Raw genomic sequence first — 22,427 nt, 5'->3', positions numbered from 1 at the left:
GAGTTGTATGCATAAAATTTGTATTTTTTTGCTTGTTTTATTTTGTGGTTTTGTGTCGCAGGCCCAAGTGAAACAGGAGGCTCAGGATACCGTTAAAACTGGATTTTCTATTGGGAAACTTCAACTAAAAAACCCTCAGAGTATTCTTTCTGCTTACACGTATGATCCCGTTACGGATCGGTACGTTTATACTAATTCCGTCGATGGATTTTCGATTAATTATCCTATTATTTTAACTCCAAAAGAATACGAAAGTCTTGTTTTGAAAGAATCCATGCGTGATTATTTCAAGCAAAAAGTAGACGCGATTGACGGTAAAAAAGAAGGAAGCGAACTCGCGAAAAGAGATTTGTTACCTAGATATTACATAAAATCAGGGCTTTTTGAATCCATTTTTGGTAGTAATACAATTGATGTGAAACCCACCGGTTCTATTGAAATGGATTTGGGAATGCGGTACACGAAACAAGATAATCCATCTTTTTCGCCAAGAAATCGATCCAATCTTTCTTTCGATTTTGATCAAAGAATCAGTATGAGTTTGATGGGGAAAGTTGGAACACGACTTAATGTGAATGCTAATTACGATACGCAGTCTACATTTGCTTTTCAAAATTTAATCAAATTAGATTACGCTCCTACTGAAGATGATATCATTCAAAAAATAGAAGTGGGAAATGTCAGCATGCCGTTGAACAGTTCTTTGATTCGGGGTGCTCAGAGTTTATTTGGTGTGAAAACCCAACTGCAATTTGGAAAAACAACAATTACAGGAGTTTTTTCGGAACAAAAATCACAAACTAAAAGTCTGATTGCGCAAGGCGGAGGAACAATCGAGGATTTTGAAATGTTTGCTTTGGATTATGATAGTGACCGACACTTCTTCTTATCCCAATATTTCAGAAATCGTTACGATAAATCACTCGCAAATTATCCTTTTATTGATAGTAGAGTCCAAATTTCCAGAATCGAAATCTGGGTTACAAACAAGCAAAACCGAGTAACTACAACTAATAATAACCTAAGAAATATTATTGCGCTTCAGGATTTAGGAGAAGGCCAATTATCCGGTATTCCTGATAATGAAGTGGTTGTTTTAGATCCTTCAACAGGAATTTTTAACAATCCTTTAGATTCTCCTACAGACAACTCCAATAATGATTATGATCCCGCTCAAATACTTACAGGAACAGGATTGCTTAACGCTAATATTCGGGAAATTGTTACTTCAAATTCTGGGTTTAATACAACGGTAAGCGAAGGTCAGGATTACTCTAAACTAGAAAATGCGAGAAAACTGAATCCAAACGAGTATACGTTCAATCCGCAATTAGGATATATTTCATTGCAACAACGATTGGCAAATGATGAGGTTTTAGCAGTAGCGTACCAATATACGATTGGTGATCAAGTGTACCAAGTTGGGGAATTTGGTAACGATGGCGTAGATGCAACTGTGGTTACAGGAAACAGTCCGTCCAATCAAGCCATTATTTCGCAAAGTTTGGTATTAAAAATGCTGAAAAGCAATTTGACCAATGTTAAAAATCCGGTTTGGAACCTGATGATGAAAAACATCTATCAGATTCAAGGTGGCTATCAATTGAAACAAGAAGATTTTAGATTTAATATACTTTACACAGATCCTTCTCCTTTAAATTATATAACTGAAGCAAAAGATGCTGCTGGAAATCCAGTTCCATTTCCCGGACCAGATCCATTAAAAACACCTAAGGAAAACGAAGAAAATAAAGTTGCTGAAACGCCTTTGTTGAAAGTTTTCAACTTAGATAAGTTGAATTACAATAACGACCCTCAAACTGGTGGTGATGGTTTTTTTGATTTTATGCCGGGCTTGACAATAGATGCTCAAAATGGAAGAATAATTTTTACCACCAAAGAGCCTTTTGGAGAATTGTTGTTTTCTAAATTATCTAATGCAGGTTCTGCCGAAAATTATAATGTCGTTAGTTCTTATAATGAAAATCAGAAGAAATATGTGTTTCGCAGCATGTATCGAAATACACAATCGGGCGCTTTGCAGGATAGTGAAAAAAATAAATTTTTATTAAGAGGGAAATATAAATCAACAGGTAGTGACGGGATTCCTATTGGCGCATTCAATGTTCCGCAAGGTTCTGTGGTTGTTACGGCAGCGGGAAGAGTTTTAGTAGAAGGGATTGATTATAGTGTCAATTATCAGTTAGGCCGCGTTCAAATTTTGGATCCATCCTTACAAGCCTCAAATACACCAATTGAAGTTTCGTTAGAAAACAATTCGGTTTTTGGTCAGCAAACCAGAAGATTCATGGGGTTAAATGTAGAACATAAAATTTCTGATAACTTCGTAGTTGGTGGTACATTCTTAAAAATGTCCGAAAGACCTTTTACACAAAAATCAAGCTTTGGACAAGAATCCGTTAATAATACTATTTTTGGATTCAATACTAACTTCTCTACCGAAGTTCCTTTCTTGACGCGATTGGTCAACAAATTACCAAATATTGATACCGATGTACCTTCGAATCTTTCAGTACGAGGTGAAATTGCATTTTTGAAACCAGATTCGCCGAAAGCTGATCAGTTTCAGGGAGAATCCACTATTTATGTAGATGATTTTGAGGGTTCTCAATCTACCATTGATATGCGTTCACCATATTCTTGGAGTTTAGCATCCACTCCGGAACGTAACGCAACAAGTACGTATGATTTTAATGCAAATGCAAATGATTTGAGTTATGGATTCAAAAGAGCCAAATTAGCGTGGTATTCTATTGATCCTGTTTTTTATACACAAAAACCGGCCGGGATTTCAAATGAAGACTTGTCGTTCAATAAAACCAGAAGAATTTTCAGCGAGGAATTGTATCCTTTGACAGATATTGCGCAAGGACAATCACAAGTTATAAATACATTGGATTTAAGTTATTATCCATCGGATCGAGGACCGTATAATAATAATCCAAATGGAGCTTCAAACCCGGCGGATAACTTTGGTGGAATTATGCGATCGCTGAATTCCACAAATTTCGAGCAAGGAAATGTGGAGTATATTCAGTTTTGGGTTTTAGATCCTTATGTTGGAAATGGTCAGTCTCCGCAATCAAATACAGGTAAAATCTATTTCAATTTAGGGGAAATTTCAGAAGATGTTTTGAAAGACGGAAGGAAGCAATATGAAAATGGACTTGGACCAGATCAGATTTTGGTTAACCCAAGACCATTATGGGGAGATGTTCCTGCTTCGCAATCCTTGATTTATGCTTTTGATACTAATGCTGATAATAGAAAGAATCAAGATATTGGTCTGGATGGTTTAGCTAATGACAATGAAGGAGCAGTTTACACAAATTTCGCTTCGGAATTGGATCCAGCAGCAGATGATTACACTTTTTATCTGAACACAGATGGAGGGATTTTGGAACGGTATAAAAATTATAATGGTACCGATGGTAACTCAGCGGTGGATATTACTGATCCAAATAGAGGTTCATCAACAGTTCCTGATGTTGAAGATATAAACAGAGACAATACAATGAATACAATCAATGCTTATTATGAGTACAGTATTGATGTGCAACCAGGAATGAATGTTGGACAAAATTATATTACCGACATCAGAAATACACAAGTGACTCTGCCAGATGGATCGACTACCGAGGCCAGATGGTTGCAATTTAAAATTCCAGTTTCTCAGCCTGAAAACACGATTGGAAACATTTCTGATTTCAGATCCATACGTTTTATGAGAATGTTTATGACGGGTTTTAATGAGGAAGTTACAATGCGTTTTGGAGCCTTGGATTTAGTTCGTGGCGAATGGAGAAGGTATACTAATACGCTTGATTTTAATGATACAAATATTTTAGATGACAATACTAATTTAGATGTTTTGGCAGTCAACGTTCAGGAAAATAATGAAAGATGTCCGGTAAATTATATTACTCCTCCAGGTGTACAAAGAGAGCAATTATTCAATAATAATACGGTAATCAATCAAAATGAGCAATCATTGGCATTAAGAGTTTCCGGAGACGGATTAGAGCCGGAAGATTCAAGAGCAGTTTTTAAAAATGTGAGTATTGATATGCGTCAATTCAAGAAATTGAAAATGTTTTTACACGCGGAATCTTTAACTGGCGAAATTGCACTTCAAGACAATCAAATGGTTGGATTTATTCGTTTTGGAAATGACTTTACCCAAAATTTCTATCAAGTTGAGATTCCTTTAAAAGTAACTGTTGCTTCTTCTGCTTCAAATGCTGATTGCGGTCCGTTGAGTGCAGAAGCGGTTTGGCCAGAAGAGAATGAAATTGATTTGTCTTTGGCATTACTGACTAAATTGAAGATTTTAGCAATGGGTGTTGATCCAACCACGCTGCCATTGGACGGGATTTATTATCCAGATTCGGATCCTAGTAAACCAGATGGTGACGGAAGCAGTTCATTGAAGTTAGGGATAAAAGGAAATCCTAACTTTGGATTAGTGCGTACGCTTATGGTAGGTGTGAAAAATAGTGATCTTCGTAACGATATAAAAGGAGAAGTTTGGTTCAATGAACTTCGTTTGGCAGATATGGACAACCAAGGCGGAATGGCTGCGGTGTTGAATGTAGATTCCAACTTAGCTGATTTTGCCACGATTTCAGCTTCGGGAAGAAAAAGCACCATCGGTTTTGGAGCATTGGAACAAGGCCCAAATGAAAGAAGTCGAGAAGATACCGAGCAATATAGTATTGTGACTAATTTAAATCTTGGAAAATTATTGCCTCAAAAATGGGGTGTCAATTTGCCGTTCAATTACGCTATTGGTGAGGAAACTATAACTCCTGAATACGATCCTTTCAATCAAGATATCAAATTAAAACAGTTGCTTGATAATACTGCTGATCAAAATAAAAAAGACAATATTACCAGCAGAGCGGTTGATTATACAAAACGTAAAAGTATCAACTTTATCGGAGTGAGAAAAGAACGCCAGCCGGAGCAAAAGCAACGTGTTTATGACCCGGAAAACTTTACGTTTTCTCAGTCTTTTAATGAAGTAGAAAGACATGATTTTGAAATCGAGGACTACGTAGATCAGCAGGCAAATTCATCTTTTGATTATGCGTACAGTTTTCAGCCTAAGTCTGTAGAGCCTTTCAAGAAGACCAAATTCTTGAAAAAAAGTAATTATTGGAAACTCCTAAGCGATTTCAATTTTAATTATTTGCCTGCTAATATTTCGTTTAATACCAATATTAATAGACAGTACAACCGTCAGCAATTTAGACAAGTGGAAGTGGAAGGAATTGGGATTGACCCATTGTACCGTAGAAACTTTGCTTTTAATTATCAATATGGATTCAATTATAATCTGACAAAATCGTTGAAATTAAATTATACGGCTTCTTCAAGCAATATCGTAAAAAACTATTTGAATGAAGATAATGAGCCTATTGACAGTTTTACTATTTGGGATAGTTATTGGGATATTGGGGATTCTAACCAGCACATGCAACAATTAGTTGTGAATTACGAAATACCAATTAATAAAATACCATTATTCAGTTTCGTTAAAGCAAATTATTCCTATACTGGAGACTATAGCTGGCAGCGAACTTCTAATGCGTTGTCACAAATTCAAATTGACGGGCAAGATTATAATTTAGGGAATACAATCCAGAATGCGAGTTCCAATAATTTGAATGCTACATTCAATATGGAAATGTTGTATAAATATTTGGGAGTGACAAAAAACACGAACAAAACAGCACCAAAACCTAAAGCGGCAGCGCCAAAACCGGGTGAAAAAATAGTGAATACTAATGCGAATCAAATTCCAAAAAACAATGCATTTGTTGATGGTTTGATTGGAGTTTTGACCAGCGTAAAGAATATTCAAATGAATTATACCCACAACAGCGGTACAATTTTACCTGGTTATACACCGGGTGTTGGATTCCTGGGATCTTCAAGACCTTCATTAGGATTTATTTTTGGAAGTCAAGATGATGTTCGTTATGACGCTGCTAAAAATGGTTGGTTGACTAATTATCCAGATTTTAACCAAAATTTCGCTCAAGTAACTAATAAATTATTTAAGGCTACAGCCAATGTAGATTTGTTCCCAGATTTAAAGATTGATTTGACTTTAGACAGGGCTTTTTCTGAAAATTCTTCGGAACAATACGATGTGACTGATGGCGTTTACAATCCGAGATCACCATATAGCACAGGAATTTTCTCTATATCAGCTGTTTTAATTAAAACATCATTTTCTACCAGTAATGAAATTTCATCAGAGGCTTTTGATGATTTCAGAATGAATCGACTTACGGTAGCAAACCGTTTAGCCACAGAAAGAGGAATTGATATCAATAATCCTGTCAATATCGATGCTGAAGGATTTCCGTTAGGATATGGAAAAAATAATCAAGCGGTTTTGTTGCCGGCCTTTTTAGCAGCTTATTCCGGAGGCGATGCATCAAATGTTTCACTCGGAATTTTCAGAAGTTTTCCAATACCAAACTGGGCTGTAAAATATAATGGTTTGATGCGTTATGAAATGTTCAAGAAGAATTTCAAACGCTTCTCTTTGCAACACAATTATCGCGCTTCGTACACTATAAATGCATTCAGATCGAATTTTGAATATGATAATGAACCAAATGGGGTTGATGCAAGCGGTAATTTTTTCAACCAGACGATTATGTCTAATATCAACTTGGTAGAGCAATTCAGTCCGCTTTTAAGAATGGATTTTGAATTAAAAAGTTCATTAAAAGTACTGACTGAAATTAAAAAAGACAGAGCTTTATCAATGAGTTTTGATAATAATTTATTGACCGAGGTAAAAGGAATTGAATATGTAGTAGGATTGGGGTACCGCTTTAAAGATGTGATTTTCTCTTCAAGATTGGCGGACAATCCAACTGGAATTATAAAAAGCGACATCAATTTGAAAGGAGATTTATCGTATCGAAACAACCAGACCATTGTACGTTATTTAGATTATGACAACAATCAATTGGCAGGCGGACAAAATATTTGGTCCATAAAATTAACGGCGGATTACGCATTCAGCAAAAATCTGACGGCCATTTTTTATTACGATCATGCTTTTTCGAAAGCGGTAATTTCGACTTCTTTTCCATTGACGAATATTCGTTCCGGATTTACGCTTCGTTATAATTTTGGAAATTAATTTTTCAAAATCTAAAGCAGATTTGAATAGAAGATTGTTACATTTGTCACAGAAAATTTCAATTATCAATTAATAATTATCAATAACAATTTAGATGAACATACCAGCAAATTTAAAGTACACAAAAGATCACGAATGGATTAGTATTGAGGGCGATATCGCAACAGTAGGAATCACTGATTTTGCTCAAAAAGAATTAGGAGATATCGTTTATGTTGAGGTAGAAACTTTAGATCAAACGTTAGAAAAAGATGAGGTTTTTGGAACAGTTGAAGCGGTTAAAACGGTTTCAGATTTGTTTCTTCCTATAGCAGGAGAAATCATTGCTTTCAATGACGCTTTAGAGAATACTCCGGAAAGTGTAAATGCAGATCCTTATGGAGCTGGATGGATGATCAAGGTGAAAATAGCTAATATGGCTGAAGTTGATGGATTGCTTTCAAGCGAATCATACAAAGAATTAATAGGTGCGTAAACAGCTCTATTTTTGGGCTGCTTTGCTGTGGGCAGGAACAATTGCTTTTTTCTGTCTGGTACAATTGAATAATGTTCCAATGGGAACTGTATCCAATTTAGATAAGTTGGTACATGCCTTTTTTCATTTTGTCCTTACATTCTTTTGTTTCTTGTTTTTAAAAAGCCGAGCAAATAATCCGAATAGTTTCATGCCTTTGATTGCTTCGTTTCTTTTTTCTGTTTTTTTTGGAATAGGAATCGAAATAGCTCAGGAATTATTTACAACAACCCGTCATGCAGAAGTGTTTGATGTTTTAGCAAATCTGTCTGGAGCAATTTTAACAGTCGCAATGGTTCTTTTATTTGGTTTAAACACAAAGCTCAGATAAATTTCAAAAATAAATTGAGTCCCACTTCGGTGGGATTTTTTTGTTTTATAGGTTTCCGTAAAAGTCAGAAATTATCTGTTCAGGAAGTTGTTTGTCAAGCTCTATTTTAAAAATGCCAAGAAATAGTAGTTTTGAGTTTAAAAAAAATACAAATAGAAGAATCTTATATGAAACTTATGTGCAGATAAAATGTATTTTTGTGAGTTCGAATTCGTTATCATCAAGAAATCAGAAACGCTATGAATATTAAGCAATATTTAGATTCCACTTATTTAAAAACTGCAGAGCAAGCTGGAATCAGTGAAGAAAAAAATATCCTTGTGGCTCAGGGATTTATTCAGGAAGCTATCGAGGAGCATTTTAAACTTATAATGATTCGTCCAGAAATGGTTTCTTTGGCTAAAAAGATGATTACGGAAGCGAATTCGTTAGTGCAAATAGGAACTGTAATTGATTTTCCCGAAGGAACATCTTCACTAGAAGATAAACTTCAAGAGGCAATTCTTGCGATAAAAGATGGTGCGGATGATTTAGATTTTGTATGCAATTACCAAGCTTTTAAAAATGGAGAAATAGATTTGGTTAAAGAAGAAATCTTAAAATGTACCCAATTAGGTCTGGCTCATAATAAAGTTGTAAAATGGATTATTGAAGTAGCTGCACTCACCGAAAAAGAAATTATCCAATTGTCAAGTTTGATAAAAAATGTAATCGTTTCTAATTTTGAACAAGAGCTGTTTCCAAAGGTTTTTGTAAAATCGTCTACGGGATTTTATAAAACCGAAAATAACTTACCTAATGGCGCCACTATTCCGGCCATAATGATGATGCTTGAAAATGCCTCGCCACTTCCGGTAAAAGCTGCTGGTGGAGTGAGAACATACGAGGAAGCTGTAGCGATGATTGAATTGGGCGTGAAAAGAATAGGAACTTCCGGCGCAAAAATGATAGCGAATGGTCAAAATTCAAATAATGAATATTAAATTCAAAAAGAAAATAAGCATGAACAAAAGGTTGTTGGGATTATTTTTACTATTAAATTCCTTTACTATTTCTGCTCAAGAAATCAAAAGTGTTACGGTACAGTCCGGCAACTCAGCGGAGCGTTTTCCAGTTTTTTCGGATTGCGTGAACTTACAATCGAATGCTTTAGAAACCTGTTTTTATAATCAGGTACAGGATTTTGTTTTTGCGAATTTTGAAATTCCGGAGAATTTGACATTAAGTAATTTTGAAGGAAATGTAAAAGTGCTTTTTGAAGTTGACAGCAACGGTGTTTTCAAAGTAATTTATGTAGATGCCTCGGAGGAAAAATTGATTGAAGAAACAAAAAGAGTTTTTGGTAAATTCCCAAAAATTCAACCCTCGACATACAATGGAAAGCCAACGTATGCTAAGTTTACCATGACGATTTCGATTCCATTAAAAAGTAGGGAAGAAGTGGCTGCTACAACTTTGGCGCAAGCCGATATTATTCCAAACAACACCAAAAAGTTAACCGAACTGGATAGTATTATTTATAAAAAATTTAATAGCCCGGAGTTTGAAAGTCATTTGAATATCCCATTTTCACATAGCTATTATGCGCAATTTGATGCTTCGTTAAACCAAATGGGAAGTAACAATCATACCGCTTCAAAACCATACACCTATGCCGAAGTGTCTAAATATTATGACCTGAAAGCAGTGAATGCGAAGCTGAAAAAGACTGCTTCCAGTTGGTGGGCAAGAAAGTTATGGAATGAAAACATGGTTGAAATTCAGGGCGAGGATTACTGGTTTACACTGAATCCTATTCTTGATTTGCAAGTTGGGAAAGCTTCAAAAAGTGATGTATCGTATACTTATATTAATACGCGTGGAATCAATTTTCGCGGTGGTTTGGGTAAAACGTTGAATTTTACTACTACTGTTTTTGAAAGTCAAGGACGTTTTGCAGATTATTACAATAATTATGCTGAATCTATCAGGCCAGCTGGAGGAAATCCCGCAATTATTCCTGGAATTGGTATTGCAAAAGATTTCAAAACCGATGCGTATGATTTTCCTTCGGCCGAAGCCAATTTGACTTTTACGCCAAGTAAACATATCGATTTACAGTTGGGTTACGGAAGAAATTTTATTGGGGATGGATACCGATCTTTATTAGAAAGTGATGGTGCCAGCCCATATCCTTATTTTAAATTGAATACTAATTTTTGGAAAATAAAATACACAAATACCTACATGTGGCTCAAAGATGTTCGTCCAGAGGTTACATTAGAACGTACGTATGCAACTAAGTTTATGGCAAACCATTATTTGAGTTGGAATGTTTCGAATAAATTAAATCTTGGTTTTTTTGAATCCGTGATTTGGACTAATACGAATGATAGAGGATTCGATGTGAGCTTTGTGAATCCTATAATATTTTATCGTTCGGTTGAATTTGCATCTTCGGCCAGAAGCGGAAATGCAATTCTAGGGTTGACCTACAAATACAAATGGAGCAATCAAATTAACTTTTACGGACAGTTTATTCTGGATGAATTTTCTCTTGGAGATATCAAAGAAGGGGATAATAGTTGGAAAAATAAATACGGATACCAATTGGGTGCGAAATATTACAATGCTTTCAAAATTGATAATTTATTGTTGCAATTGGAGTATAATCATGTACGTCCTTATGTTTATTCGCATAGCATGCCTATTACTAATTACGGGCATAATAACCAAAGTATAGGACATCAATGGGGTGGAAATTTCAAAGAATTAATTGCCATTGCCCGATATCATAAAGGCAGATATTTTGCTGACGCAAAAATTACTATGGGAACTCGGGGGTTGGATTTTGATACTACGGAAGATAATTTTAATTACGGTGGAAATATTTATAAAGATTACGATGAAAACAGACCGTTTGACAGTGGTGTAAAAGTGGGTCAGGGAAACAAAACCGCTGTTTTTATTGCTGATTTTCAAGGAGGCTATTTAGTGAATCCGGCAACGAATCTAAAACTCTTTGGAAGTTATATTTACAGGAGTTTTGATCCAACTAAAAATACGGCAACTACTTTCAGTCAGAGCACAAATTGGTTAACTTTAGGATTAAGAGCGGATATCTTTAATTGGTATTTTGATTATTAATCTTTATTTTACTGATTAATAATCTTTTTATGAATTGTTTTTTGTCAAATCCCTTTTGATAGCCTACTTTTGCAAAAGTTTTCACAAAGCAAATAATCTTTAGCATTGAACGCAACACAAAGTCCCTTTTCATTAAAATCTGTTTACATTGATTTCCGCGAGATCACCAAAGCACGTTTAGCAATTAGTGTTGTTTTTTCGTCGATTGCGGGATTTATGCTTGGAATTTATGATTTGCATTCATTGGATTGGATGGTTTTATTAAAGTTAGCTGTAGGTGGATATTGCATGGTTGGAGCATCAAATGCTTTTAATCAAGTGATCGAAAAAGACTTGGATGCTTTGATGGATAGAACTAAAAACCGTCCCGTGCCGGCTGGTAGGATGTCGCAAGCTACGGCTTTGATTATTGCAAGTCTTTTGACAATTGTTGGAATTGCTTTGTTGTACACGATCAATCCTAAAACGGCAATGTTTGGTGCTATTTCTATATTTTTGTATACAAGCGTTTATACTCCTTTGAAAACCATGACCTCATTATCTGTTTTTGTTGGAGCTTTTCCGGGAGCAATTCCTTTTATGTTGGGTTGGGTTGCCGCTACAGGCGAATTTGGAATTGAAGCAGGAACTTTATTTTTAATTCAGTTTTTTTGGCAATTTCCACATTTTTGGGCCATTGGATGGTTTTTGTATGAAGATTATGAAAAAGCAGGTTTCTTTATGTTGCCTACAGGTAAAAAAGATAAAGGAACAGCCTTGCAGATTATTTTATACACAGTTTGGTTGATTTTAGCCTCGCTTTTACCTGTTTTGGGTTACACAGGTCGTTTGTATATGACGCCTATTGCAGCTGTTGTTGTATTTTTGTTGGGACTATGGATGTTATTTTACGCCGTACGATTGTATAAGTTGAGAACAGCAAAAGCTGCCCGTACCTTAATGTTAGTAAGTGTTTCTTATATTACATTATTACAGTTAGTTTATATATTTGATAAATTTTTAAGATAGTTATGGAAATGACAATGACAGCAGCCGAACAAAAATCGAGAACCGCAAGATCATATAAATTGATTTTGTTGTTTGCAATGGTGAGTATGACCATGATGTTCGCAGGACTTACGAGTGCTTTTGTAGTAAGTAAATCCAGAGCCGACTGGTTGAAAGATTTTCAGTTACCACCGGCATTTTACTATAGTACTGTAGCGATTATAGCATGCAGTGTAACGTTTCATTTGGCAAAAAAGTCTATTCAAAAAAACGATCAAAGTAAAACAACAATTTTTCTTTTGAGCACCTTAGTTCTCGGAATATTGTTTGTAATTTTACAGTTCGTAGGATTTGGACAAATAGTGGAAAACGGATATTATTTCACCGGAAGCGGAAGCTCAATAACCACTACTTTTTTATACGTTGTTACTGTTGTGCACTTGATTCACCTTGCTGGTGGGGTGATTTCACTACTAATTATAATTTATAATCATTTTAAACAAAAATACAATTCATCTCAAACCCTTGGAATTGAACTTGGTGCAATGTACTGGCACTTTCTTGACTTATTATGGGTTTATTTGTTTTTGTTTTTATATTTCTTTAAATAAGAAAAAAACGTAAATTTGGGAACTTTTTAACGAATAACTTTTATGGAAGCGACAGTTACTACTGCAAATAGTGAAGAAAAAACTTGGGGAGGCGGCAATGAGCCAATGGGAGCAAGTTATGGCAAATTGATGATGTGGTTTTTTATCGTATCAGATGCTTTAACGTTCTCTGGATTTCTAGCGGCGTATGGTTTTTCTCGATTTAAATTTATTGAAACATGGCCATTGGCTGACGAAGTGTTTACGCACTTTCCGTTTATGCATGGAGTATCTGCTCCAATGTATTATGTGGCATTAATGACTTTTATTTTGATTTTCTCATCAGTAACAATGGTTTTGGCTGTTGATGCAGGTCATCAAATGAAAAAAAACAAAGTGGTTCTCTACATGTTCTTAACCATTATTGGTGGTTTGATTTTCGTAGGGTCTCAAGCTTGGGAATGGAAAAATTTCATCAAAGGAGAATATGGTGCTATTGAAACAAAAGGAGGTAGTTTACTTCAGTTTGTTGATAAAGATGGTAAACGTGTAGCCTTAGCTGATTTTGCTGCAACTTTGCCTGAGGAGAGAGAGCAACTAACAAGAAACAAAGCGAAATGGTTTATGAGTGAACCAACTCTTCCATCGTACTCTGTAGCAGAAGTTCAAGCGGGTTTCAAAGCGCATCCTGAACTTTTGATTAGAACAGAGGTTGTTACTGCTCAAAAACAAAAGACAGTTTTATCAAGAGCAGAATCTGAAGCAAGATTGAGTCAAGCTCATTATGTGGTAGAAGGTGCTAACTTGGTTAGAAACGAATACGGTAGTAAATTATTTGCTGATTTCTTTTTCTTTATTACTGGATTCCACGGATTTCACGTTTTTTCTGGAGTTGTGATAAACATCATTATATTTTTTAATGTGTTAATTGGTACTTACGAAAAAAGAAAAAGTTATGAAATGGTAGAGAAAGTTGGTCTTTATTGGCACTTTGTCGATTTAGTTTGGGTTTTTGTATTTACAGTTTTCTATCTAGTTTAATTTTCAAAAAGTAATTATCATGTCACACGAACACGTATCTAATATAGGTAGAATCTGGAAAGTTTTCGGAATATTGTCTGCCGTTACAGTAGTAGAAGTAATTTTAGGGATTTTAAAACCTGAAGCGCTACACATGAACAATCTTATGGGTATGAATTTACTGAACTGGATATTCTACGCTCTTACTATTTATAAAGCGTATTATATTGTTTGGGCTTTCATGCACATGGAAGGAGAAAAAAGCACTTTAAGAAATGCAGTTGTTTTTCCCCTAATTTTTCTGATATTATATATTCTCTTTATTCTTTTGACCGAAGGGGATTATATTTATGAGGTTTTTAAAAATTCTACAATTAAATGGAATTTTTAACAAGATATTAATTCAATAAAAGGGTACGCATTGCGTACCTTTTTTTATTTTTGTACTTTAAAAGTATCATTACAATGAAAAAAAATATTGTCCTTTTCGTTCTTTTTATTTTGCCTATAGTTGCCTACCTTTTTTTTGCTTCTGGAGTAAATGGGTTTACTAAATTACCAACGATAACTCCTAATACTGCTGATTTTGGGAATTGGCAATCTTTAGACGGACAAAAAGTTACTTTGAATGGAAAAGTAACTATTCTGGGGTTTATGGGTACAGAGCTGTTAAAAAACAGAGGAAATCTTTTCAATTTAAATCAGAAGATTTATCAAAGATATCATGAGTTCAAAGATGTTCAGTTTGTAATGATTTGCCCAACGGGAACTGAAAATGATGCCAAGAAAGTAGTAGATGCTTTAGGAGCTTTTACGGATGTAGCGCAATGGCGTTTTGTTTTTGCTTCACCTGATGAAATTAAGACTTATTACAATCAATTAAAGTTAGTGGAGGAATTAGACGATAAATTAGGAACTCCAAAAGTATATATTGTCGATAAGAAGAGAAATCTTCGCGGTAGAAAATTGGTAAAAGATACTAAAGAAGGATATAGTACATTTCACCCAGCGGAGTTGAGTAACGAAATGCTTGATGACTTCAAAGTGATTCTATATGAGTATCGTGCAGCACTAAAAAAGAACAATAACGCCACCAGAAAAATATAGTAGTTTATGTTTAAAAACAAATCATACATAGGTATCTCTTTTATTATTTTGATTTTTGGAATTTATGCAATTCCAAAAATTGTAGAAAGAATTAAAAATGATAAGGTGGTTCAAGGCGACAGGCTCGATAGTGTTAATCCAACAACTACAGAAGAAGGGGAATTAATAAAAATTGGTCCTGCTCCAAAATTTGAATTAATAAATCAAGATAGTAAGAAGGTAACCAATGAAACGTACGAAGGGAAAGTATATGTATTAGAGTTTTTCTTTACTACCTGTCCTACAATTTGTCCGAAGATGAATGAAAGCATGCTCCTGATTGAGAAAAAGTTTTTTGGAAATCCTAATTTTGGAATCGTCTCCATCACTATCGATCCGGAACATGATACTGCAAAAGTATTGAAAGAGCATGCTAATCTTCTTGGAGTAAAATCTACTAATTGGAATTTCTTGACTGGTAATAAAGCCTACATATTTAATCTTGCTAATAAAGGATTTAATCTTTACGCAGGTGAAAATAAAAAAGTTGCAGGTGGTTTTGAGCATTCAGGGTTGTTTGCCTTGATTGATAAAAATGGAAATATTCGTTGTAGAAATGATGAATTTGGAAACCCGATTTTGTATTATGACGGATTAGATAAAATGGGTGTAAGAAACTTACAACAAGATATTAATATTTTATTAGAAGAATAAAAATGGAAAACAATTCTCTTGAAAAAAAATTCAATAAATTTATAATTGCGGTCTCCATCATAATACCAGTTGCGGTTGCGATACTTTTTGGTGTGAAACTAAAAGATTTTGGTTATAATGTAGAACCTCTATCTTTTTTACCTCCTATTTATGCCACTACTAACGGAATTACGGCTGTTTTATTAATCGCTGCCGTTATTGCAATTAAAAATGGTAAAAGGAAACTTCACGAAAGATTAATGACTGGTGCAATTGCCTTGTCTGTTGCTTTTTTGGTGATGTATGTTGCGTATCACATGACTTCTGATTCTACAAAATTCGGAGGAGAAGGAGCTATCAAATATATTTATTTCTTTATTTTGTTTACCCATATAGTTTTGTCAGTGGCTATCATTCCTATGGTTTTAATAACCTATGTGAGAGCATTAGCAGGAAATTTTGATAGGCATAAAAAGATTGCGAAAATCACTTTCCCAATCTGGTTGTATGTTGCCGTAACTGGAGTAGTTGTTTATTTAATGATTTCACCTTACTATGTTTATTAAAGCTAAGAATACTAAAATGACAGTCAAAAACAATGTGAACAAGGTTGTAATATATATCTTTCTGATGTTTTTTGGATTATTCAGTGGTACTGTAAATGGGCAATGTGCCATGTGTCGCGCTGCATTAACAAGTGAGGGAAATGCAACGCAAGCAGCAGCGGTAAATGATGGAATTGTGTACCTGATGGTTATTCCTTATATTTTGGTTGCAGGAATTGGTTATGCTATTTATCGAATGAAAAAGAATAAATCTTAAAAGATAATATCATTATCAAAAAAGAAAGGATAAAACACTTTCTTCGAGTTTAAAGTATACGATTTGTTGACTATTAAAAACTGATGATTAAATAATTCTACTTCAATCCGTCAACGGAAACACTTACAGTTCCTTTTACTTTTATAAAGGCAATTATAGCCTGATTCGTTAATTGGATTTTTTGAAATTGAATGTCTTCCATCTTTCCATTTACAAAAACACCTTGCATTGGAGAATAGTTTCTCATATAAGTCATCATGCTTTTTTGACCTTCTTCTAGGTTTGGTTTTATAGAATAACGACAACTTTGTTCAATTTTTTTGAGCACTAATCCTTGGGCTAGCCAATTTGCAGTTCGCATCAATTTGTTTTTTGTATCTAAAGCGTAATCCAATTGATCAAAAAATATTTCCTTAGTTTTTTCATTGTACTTTGGAAATCCGGCTAAATATATAGTCCCATTAACAGAACCCAAAACATCTAAAGCAATGATCATTTTTCCTTTTTTGTGCCAAATTGCTACATTTTGAACTTTTACTTTCTGTGAACCGGAACCAAATTCTTGACCGGCAAAATTTTTGGTCATGATTTTTGATGCTTCCTGATACGTTGAAATGGCTACAATGTTGGCAGTAATATCTTCAGGAATTTTGGTAACGGGTTTTAAAATAATTTTGGATGCATTGAATTTAGATTCCGGTTGTTTTCCAATTAAGGTTTCCATGTTGCATTTCATTCCCATATCTAACACAAAAGTGTCATTTTTCAGTTTCGCACTGGTCGAATAAATTTCTATTGGAACAATTCGAAGCCAGCTTTCATAGGTTTCATTCATTAAAAAAGGAACACAGATTTTCTCAAGTGCTGCCAAAACATTTGGTTTAAAGTCCATTGATTTTGCAATAGCTTCGTCAATTTTCTTTTCAATTTTTGATTTAAATAGTTTTACGGCAGGATTAATTAAATAAGTAACCGGAACGTTTTTTCCAAAAACGGTCATCGTAGGACTTTCATTCCAATCTAATGATTTTAATTCTGTTTTTGTGTTTAGTTTCCAATTTATCAAAGCAACATCACTTACTAAAGTCACAACTCCATCAAGATGAAATTCTCGGGTATCGTATATTTCGATTCCCAATTTTTTAGTGCCGATTCGATATTTGACAATAGCTTTTAAGGGTAAAATAGTTTTAATTTTTTCTCCAATTTCATTTTTGATGGTAATGGGAGCGAGTTTCCAAACTTTCATTTCAATGTCGTCGTCTTCAATACTGTTGTCTTCGTAAATTAATCCACTCAGCGATGCATTAGTTTGGTTTTCAATATCTTTTAGTTTTACGCTAATTGGCATATTAATATATGAAGGAGTGTTTTCATAAATCAAAGGGGTTGCATCATCCGGTTCCGGTTTCAAAGCATCTATTTTATTAGTAGTAGCGCAACTTGAAATGAATAAAATTGAACAGATTATAAGTAGATTGGAAGAGAATTTCAGCATCATTATTTTATTTAAAAAATCAAAATTAACAAAACTATTCTTTTTTTATGAATTTTTGTAACAAATGCTAATTTCTAAAGTCTAATTGTTTTATAACGGATTTATGGACAAAATATTTTTTATTAATTCATAGATTTTTATTAGAAAAAGTTAAATTTGTTTGCAGCTATGCTGCGCTTTTATTCAAAAATATATGGAAAAAAGAAGTTTTCTTAGTTTAATGGTCATGCTGATTTGTTGCGTTACAGCGCAAGCACAGTCAAAAGTGTGGACCTTAGAAGAATGCGTGAAATACGCCATTCAAAATAATATTTCCATCAAACAGTCTGAATTGGATTCAAAAACAGCACTTATTGGTAAAAAAGATGCTATCGGGAATTTTCTTCCTTCTCTTAACGCCAGTGCTTCCCATTCTTGGAATATTGGTTTAAACCAGGATATTACCACGGGTTTATTGAGGAATCAAACAACCCAGTTTACTTCAGCTGGCGCTAATGTAGGTGTTGATATTTATAAAGGATTGCAAAATCAGAATACGCTTCGTAAAGCCAATCTTTCGATAGTAGCAGCCAAATATCAATTGTTGAAAATGCAGGAAGATATTGCCTTGAATGTTGCCAATGCTTTTTTGCAGGTTCTTTTTAACAAAGAAAACTTAAAAGTACAAAAGGAGCAGTTGGGAATCAATGAAAAGCAATATTCGCGTTCAGAAGAATTAGTCAATGCAGGATCTATTCCTCGTGGAGATTTATTAGATATTAAAGCGACAGTAGCGCAAAATAATCAGAATGTTATAGCTGCTGACAATGCTTTATTAATCTCAAAATTAAGTTTAGCGCAGTTACTACAGCTAAAAGATTTTGAAAATTTTGATGTTGTGGATGACACAAACATGAGGGATGAGAATAATATTATGGCACAAACTCCAAGTGCTATTTATGACAAAGCGGTAGAAGGCAGAACAGAATTGAAAATTGCCCGAACTAATTTAGAGATTGCACAAAAAGATGTGGAAATTGCAAAAGGAGCTTTTCAGCCTACTTTGCAGGGTTTCTACAGCTTTAATAGCAGAGTTTCATATGCTGATGTTCCTGTTTTTGATGACAAGGGAAACATAATTGGCACGAGAAATTCAGCGCCATTTTTCAATCAGTTTAGCGATAATAAAGGACAATCTTTTGGAGCACAATTATCGATTCCGATTTTTAATGGGTTTTCAGTTAGAAACAATGTAGAGCGTTCCAAAGTGAGTTTAGAACGATCAAAAATTGCTGTTGAGCAACAAGATTTGGATTTGCAAAGAAATGTTTTTACTGCATTTACAGATGCAAAAGGTGCACTTAACGCTTATGAATCATCAGTTGTTGCACTTGAAGCCAGACAAGGAGCGTATAATTATGCTAAAGAAAGGTATGATGTAGGTTTGATGAACTCATTTGATTTTAACCAATCACAAACCTTATTGGCTAATGCACAATCAGAAGTTATCAGAACCAAGTACGATTATATTTTCAAAATCAAAATCTTAGAATTCTATTTTGGAATTCCTCTTATCAAAAACTAATTTATTATGTCTAAAAAAACAATTTATATTCTAATAGGTGGAGCTGTTGTAATTATTGCGGCTCTAGTAATACTTTCAAAGTCTGGCGTTATCGGTAATAAAGATAAAGGAACTGAAGTTGAAATAGCCCAAGTTATACCATCTACAATCGTTGAAACAGTTTCCGCAACAGGAAAGATTCAACCGGAAATTGAAGTGAAAATTTCATCTGAAGTATCCGGAGAGATTATTTCTTTGAATGTAAAAGAAGGTCAAGTGGTGAAAAAAGGAGATTTATTGGTTAAAATAAATCCCGATTTATATACTTCAGGTTACAACCGTTCTGTTTCAAACTTATCTGGAACGAGAGCAAATTTGAGCCAAGCAGATGCTTCTTTCAAAGAATCAAAATCCAATTATGACAGAAATAAAACTTTATTCGAAAAAGGGATTATTTCAAAAGCCGACTGGGATAAAGCAATTGCATCTTACGAAGTAGCTAAAGCTGCAAAACAAAACGCTTATTTTAATGTTCAAAGTGCTTCGGCAACAGTAAATGAAGCGAAAGACAACTTAGGACGAACTACAATTTACGCACCCGCAGATGGAACTATTTCTATGTTAAACGTAGAATTAGGAGAACGCGTTTTGGGGACCCAACAAATGACTGGAACAGAAATTTTGAGGGTAGCCAACTTAAACAATATGGAAGTTGAAGTGGATGTGAATGAAAATGATATTGTAAAAATTAAAGTAGGTGACGAAGCAAATGTTGAAGTAGATGCGTATTTGAAAAAACAATTTAAAGGAATTGTAACCAGTATTTCAAATTCAGCCAGTTCTGCCTTGACAGCTGATCAAGTAACTAATTTTAAAGTTAAAGTAAGAATTTTGAAGGAATCCTACCAAGATTTATTGGAAGGAAAACCAGATACGTATTCGCCTTTCAGACCAGGAATGACAGCGACTGTGGATATTATTACCGAAACAAAAAGTAATGTATTATCAGTTCCAATTAGTTCTGTTGTTATAAAATCAGACACTGCCGCTGTAAAAGACATTGTTGTAGTTGATCCTAAAGACGAGCAAAAAGGAGCAGCGCCTAAAAGCGATAAAAAATTCGAGTGTGTATTTGTAAAAGTTGGTGATAAAGCTAAAATCAGAGTCATTAAAACAGGTATTCAGGATGATACTAACATTGAGGTTTTGACCGGTCTTAAAAAAGGAGATGTGGTTATCACAGGACCTTATTCTACGGTGACGAAAGATTTGAATTCTGGTGACAAAGTCATGCTAAAAACAGATAAAGATAAAGGAGAAAGTAAAAAGTAACCTATATTAGCAACTATTTTGAAATCACAATCATAAAATCTAATTTTGTGATTGTGATTTTTAATTTAAAATAAATTCTGAAATTGAGCTATATACTAAACATTGAGACGGCGACCAAGAATTGTTCTGTCGCTCTTGCAAAAGATGGAAAAACGATTCTTTGTAAGGAAATTGCAGAAGAAGGATATTCACATGCGGAACGACTTCATGTTTTTATTGAAGCGATAATTAAAGAAGCAGGAATTGCTCTTCAAGATTTATCAGCGATTGCAGTAAGTCAAGGCCCTGGTTCGTACACGGGATTGCGAATTGGCGTTTCGGCAGCAAAAGGATTGTGTTATGCACTAGATATTCCACTAATTGCGGTAGACACTTTACAGGCTTTAGCGGCACAAGTTACTATTTCGAGCGGTTTGATAATTCCTATGATTGATGCACGAAGAATGGAAGTGTATAGTGCAGTTTTTAGTCCAACTTTAGAAAAAAAACGAGAAGTTCTTGCCCAAATTATCGATGAGAATTCATTTGAAGATAGACAGGAAACACTTTATTTTATAGGTGATTGTGCCGACAAATGCAAGTCGGTTTTAACAAAGGAAAACCATGTTTTTTTGGAAGAGATTGTATATCCATCTGCCAAAGAAATGAGTGTGCTAAGTTTTGAAAAATTCAAAATAAGCGACACGGTTGATGTCGCTTATTTTGAACCATATTATCTGAAAGATTTTATGATAACCGCTCCAAAGAAATAGCGCATTGCTGAATGTATCGATTATTCCATCGGTTCAGTTGGATTATTTTTTTTAGAAGATTCTTTGACAAATGGCTGAATAACAATTCCTGCCTCATCAAAAGCTTGTTTGCAATTTTGTAGTGTATCAGCATAAACACCCCAGAAATCCTCATTTTTTGCCCATGGTCTTACAGCTATTTGTATGGCACTATCAGTAAGGTTTTTTACAGAAACTTCGGCAGCTGGTGTTTCTAATATTTTTGGATTATTCTTTAAAACGGCAGTAATAATGTCTTTAGCTTCTTTAATATTTGTGTCATAAGAGATAGCAACAGTCAAATCAGCTCTTCTAATTTTTTCCAGTGAATAATTGATGATGTTTCCGTTAGAAAGGGAACCATTTGGTACAAAAATAGTTTGATTGTTAGCTGTAACTAATTTGGTTACAAATATTTGTATTTCACTCACAGTTCCTGTTACACCTTGCGCTTCTATCAGATCACCTACCCGAAAAGGTTTAAAAAGGATAATTAACATTCCGCCTGCAAAATTAGATAAGGAACCTTGAAGTGATAATCCTACCGCAAGTCCCATTGCTCCAAGAATGGCTACAAATGATGATGTTTCAATTCCCAGTTTGGAAATAAAAGATACAAATAAAATTACTCTTAATACCCAAAGTAAAATATCGGCAAGAAATCGGGTCAATGTTGGATCCAAATGCCTCCTAACCATTAACCTCCTGATGAACCTGTTTATAAGCCTGATGATATAAAGACCTACAAAAAGAATTATGAATGCAGAAATTAATCTTGGAGAATAGTCAATTAACACTTTGATAAAAGTATTCGCGTAATCAGTAATTTGCTCTGGATTTAAATTCATTTTTTTAAATAAAAAACCTTCTCAAAGGAGAAGGTTAAGTTTGAAGCACAAAAATACGAATAAATTATTTTTCTATAA

The 22,427-nt window shown here is 34.4% G+C and carries 18 protein-coding genes; 16 read left to right on the top strand and 2 right to left on the bottom strand.

The genetic code is table 11. The features are described from left to right. The first annotated feature begins 7 nt into the window (after positions 1 to 7). From sprA to IWX80_RS03530, 13 genes are all read left to right on the top strand, one after another. A complete protein-coding gene (gene sprA, locus IWX80_RS03590; RefSeq protein ID WP_196852194.1) occupies positions 8 to 7,189 on the top strand; it encodes a T9SS outer membrane translocon Sov/SprA in 7,182 nt (2,393 codons plus the stop codon). Positions 7,190 to 7,283: 94 nt separating this feature from the next. Next, a complete protein-coding gene (gene gcvH / locus IWX80_RS03585) occupies positions 7,284 to 7,664 on the top strand; it encodes a glycine cleavage system protein GcvH (RefSeq protein WP_113634010.1) in 381 nt (126 codons plus the stop codon). Beyond that, positions 7,657 to 8,034: a VanZ family protein gene (locus IWX80_RS03580; RefSeq protein WP_196852193.1), complete on the top strand. Its 378-nt coding sequence runs from the start codon at positions 7,657 to 7,659 to the stop codon at positions 8,032 to 8,034. The genes gcvH and IWX80_RS03580 overlap by 8 nt, the downstream gene beginning before the upstream one ends. Before the next feature lie 239 nt (positions 8,035 to 8,273). Beyond that, complete coding sequence (deoC, locus tag IWX80_RS03575; RefSeq protein ID WP_196852192.1) at positions 8,274 to 9,017, top strand: deoxyribose-phosphate aldolase; 744 nt, start codon at positions 8,274 to 8,276, stop codon at positions 9,015 to 9,017. A gap of 19 nt (positions 9,018 to 9,036) precedes the next feature. Further along, positions 9,037 to 11,160: an energy transducer TonB gene (locus IWX80_RS03570; protein WP_196852938.1), complete on the top strand. Its 2,124-nt coding sequence runs from the start codon at positions 9,037 to 9,039 to the stop codon at positions 11,158 to 11,160. Positions 11,161 to 11,265: 105 nt separating this feature from the next. After that, positions 11,266 to 12,168, top strand: a complete 903-nt coding sequence (gene cyoE / locus IWX80_RS03565) for a heme o synthase (RefSeq protein ID WP_196852191.1) — start codon at positions 11,266 to 11,268, stop codon at positions 12,166 to 12,168. A 2-nt stretch (positions 12,169 to 12,170) separates the two neighbouring features. Next, the gene (locus IWX80_RS03560) at positions 12,171 to 12,758 is read left to right on the top strand and encodes a cytochrome c oxidase subunit 3 (RefSeq protein ID WP_196852190.1); all 588 of its coding nucleotides are present in this window, start codon (positions 12,171 to 12,173) and stop codon (positions 12,756 to 12,758) included. A 42-nt stretch (positions 12,759 to 12,800) separates the two neighbouring features. Further along, positions 12,801 to 13,778 carry a cytochrome c oxidase subunit 3 gene (locus IWX80_RS03555; RefSeq protein ID WP_196852189.1) on the top strand — a complete coding sequence of 326 codons (978 nt, stop codon included), beginning with the start codon at positions 12,801 to 12,803 and terminating at the stop codon, positions 13,776 to 13,778. Between the two features lie 19 nt (positions 13,779 to 13,797). After that, positions 13,798 to 14,148 carry a cytochrome C oxidase subunit IV family protein gene (locus IWX80_RS03550; protein ID WP_113634004.1) on the top strand — a complete coding sequence of 117 codons (351 nt, stop codon included), beginning with the start codon at positions 13,798 to 13,800 and terminating at the stop codon, positions 14,146 to 14,148. Positions 14,149 to 14,222: 74 nt separating this feature from the next. Then, positions 14,223 to 14,864 (top strand): hypothetical protein, encoded by a 642-nt coding sequence (locus IWX80_RS03545; protein WP_196852188.1) that lies wholly within the window; start codon positions 14,223 to 14,225, stop codon positions 14,862 to 14,864. Positions 14,865 to 14,870: 6 nt separating this feature from the next. Further along, a complete protein-coding gene (locus tag IWX80_RS03540; RefSeq protein ID WP_196852187.1) occupies positions 14,871 to 15,557 on the top strand; it encodes an SCO family protein in 687 nt (228 codons plus the stop codon). Positions 15,558 to 15,559: 2 nt separating this feature from the next. Further along, positions 15,560 to 16,102 carry a DUF420 domain-containing protein gene (locus tag IWX80_RS03535; RefSeq protein ID WP_113634001.1) on the top strand — a complete coding sequence of 181 codons (543 nt, stop codon included), beginning with the start codon at positions 15,560 to 15,562 and terminating at the stop codon, positions 16,100 to 16,102. 16 nt (positions 16,103 to 16,118) lie between these two features. Beyond that, a complete protein-coding gene (locus IWX80_RS03530) occupies positions 16,119 to 16,358 on the top strand; it encodes a hypothetical protein (RefSeq protein ID WP_196852186.1) in 240 nt (79 codons plus the stop codon). 97 nt (positions 16,359 to 16,455) lie between these two features. Here the strand turns inward: IWX80_RS03530 and IWX80_RS03525 are convergent, their stop codons facing one another. Then, on the bottom strand, positions 16,456 to 17,856 hold the full coding sequence (locus IWX80_RS03525; RefSeq protein ID WP_196852937.1) for a DUF4403 family protein: 1,401 nt from the start codon (positions 17,854 to 17,856) through the stop codon (positions 16,456 to 16,458). Positions 17,857 to 18,049: 193 nt separating this feature from the next. On the opposite strand from IWX80_RS03525, the gene IWX80_RS03520 reads away from it, so the two are divergent. The 3 genes from IWX80_RS03520 to tsaB all read left to right on the top strand — a co-directional run bounded on the left by IWX80_RS03520 (position 18,050) and on the right by tsaB (position 21,483). Continuing rightward, entirely contained in the window at positions 18,050 to 19,420 is a 1,371-nt protein-coding gene (locus tag IWX80_RS03520; RefSeq protein WP_196852185.1) for a TolC family protein, read from the top strand. Positions 19,421 to 19,426: 6 nt separating this feature from the next. Continuing rightward, positions 19,427 to 20,731, top strand: a complete 1,305-nt coding sequence (locus IWX80_RS03515; protein ID WP_196852184.1) for an efflux RND transporter periplasmic adaptor subunit — start codon at positions 19,427 to 19,429, stop codon at positions 20,729 to 20,731. 83 nt (positions 20,732 to 20,814) lie between these two features. Beyond that, the gene (tsaB, locus tag IWX80_RS03510) at positions 20,815 to 21,483 is read left to right on the top strand and encodes a tRNA (adenosine(37)-N6)-threonylcarbamoyltransferase complex dimerization subunit type 1 TsaB (RefSeq protein WP_196852183.1); all 669 of its coding nucleotides are present in this window, start codon (positions 20,815 to 20,817) and stop codon (positions 21,481 to 21,483) included. A 20-nt stretch (positions 21,484 to 21,503) separates the two neighbouring features. On the opposite strand, the gene IWX80_RS03505 is transcribed toward tsaB, so the two are convergent. Continuing rightward, complete coding sequence (locus IWX80_RS03505; RefSeq protein ID WP_196852182.1) at positions 21,504 to 22,349, bottom strand: mechanosensitive ion channel family protein; 846 nt, start codon at positions 22,347 to 22,349, stop codon at positions 21,504 to 21,506. Between the last annotated feature and the right edge of the window lie 78 nt (positions 22,350 to 22,427).

Source organism: Flavobacterium sp. CAN_S2, assembly GCF_015752255.1.
Taxonomy (GTDB): domain Bacteria; phylum Bacteroidota; class Bacteroidia; order Flavobacteriales; family Flavobacteriaceae; genus Flavobacterium.
The sequence above is the reverse complement of the archived record's forward strand: the minus strand, read 5'-3'. Positions and strand labels throughout refer to the sequence as shown.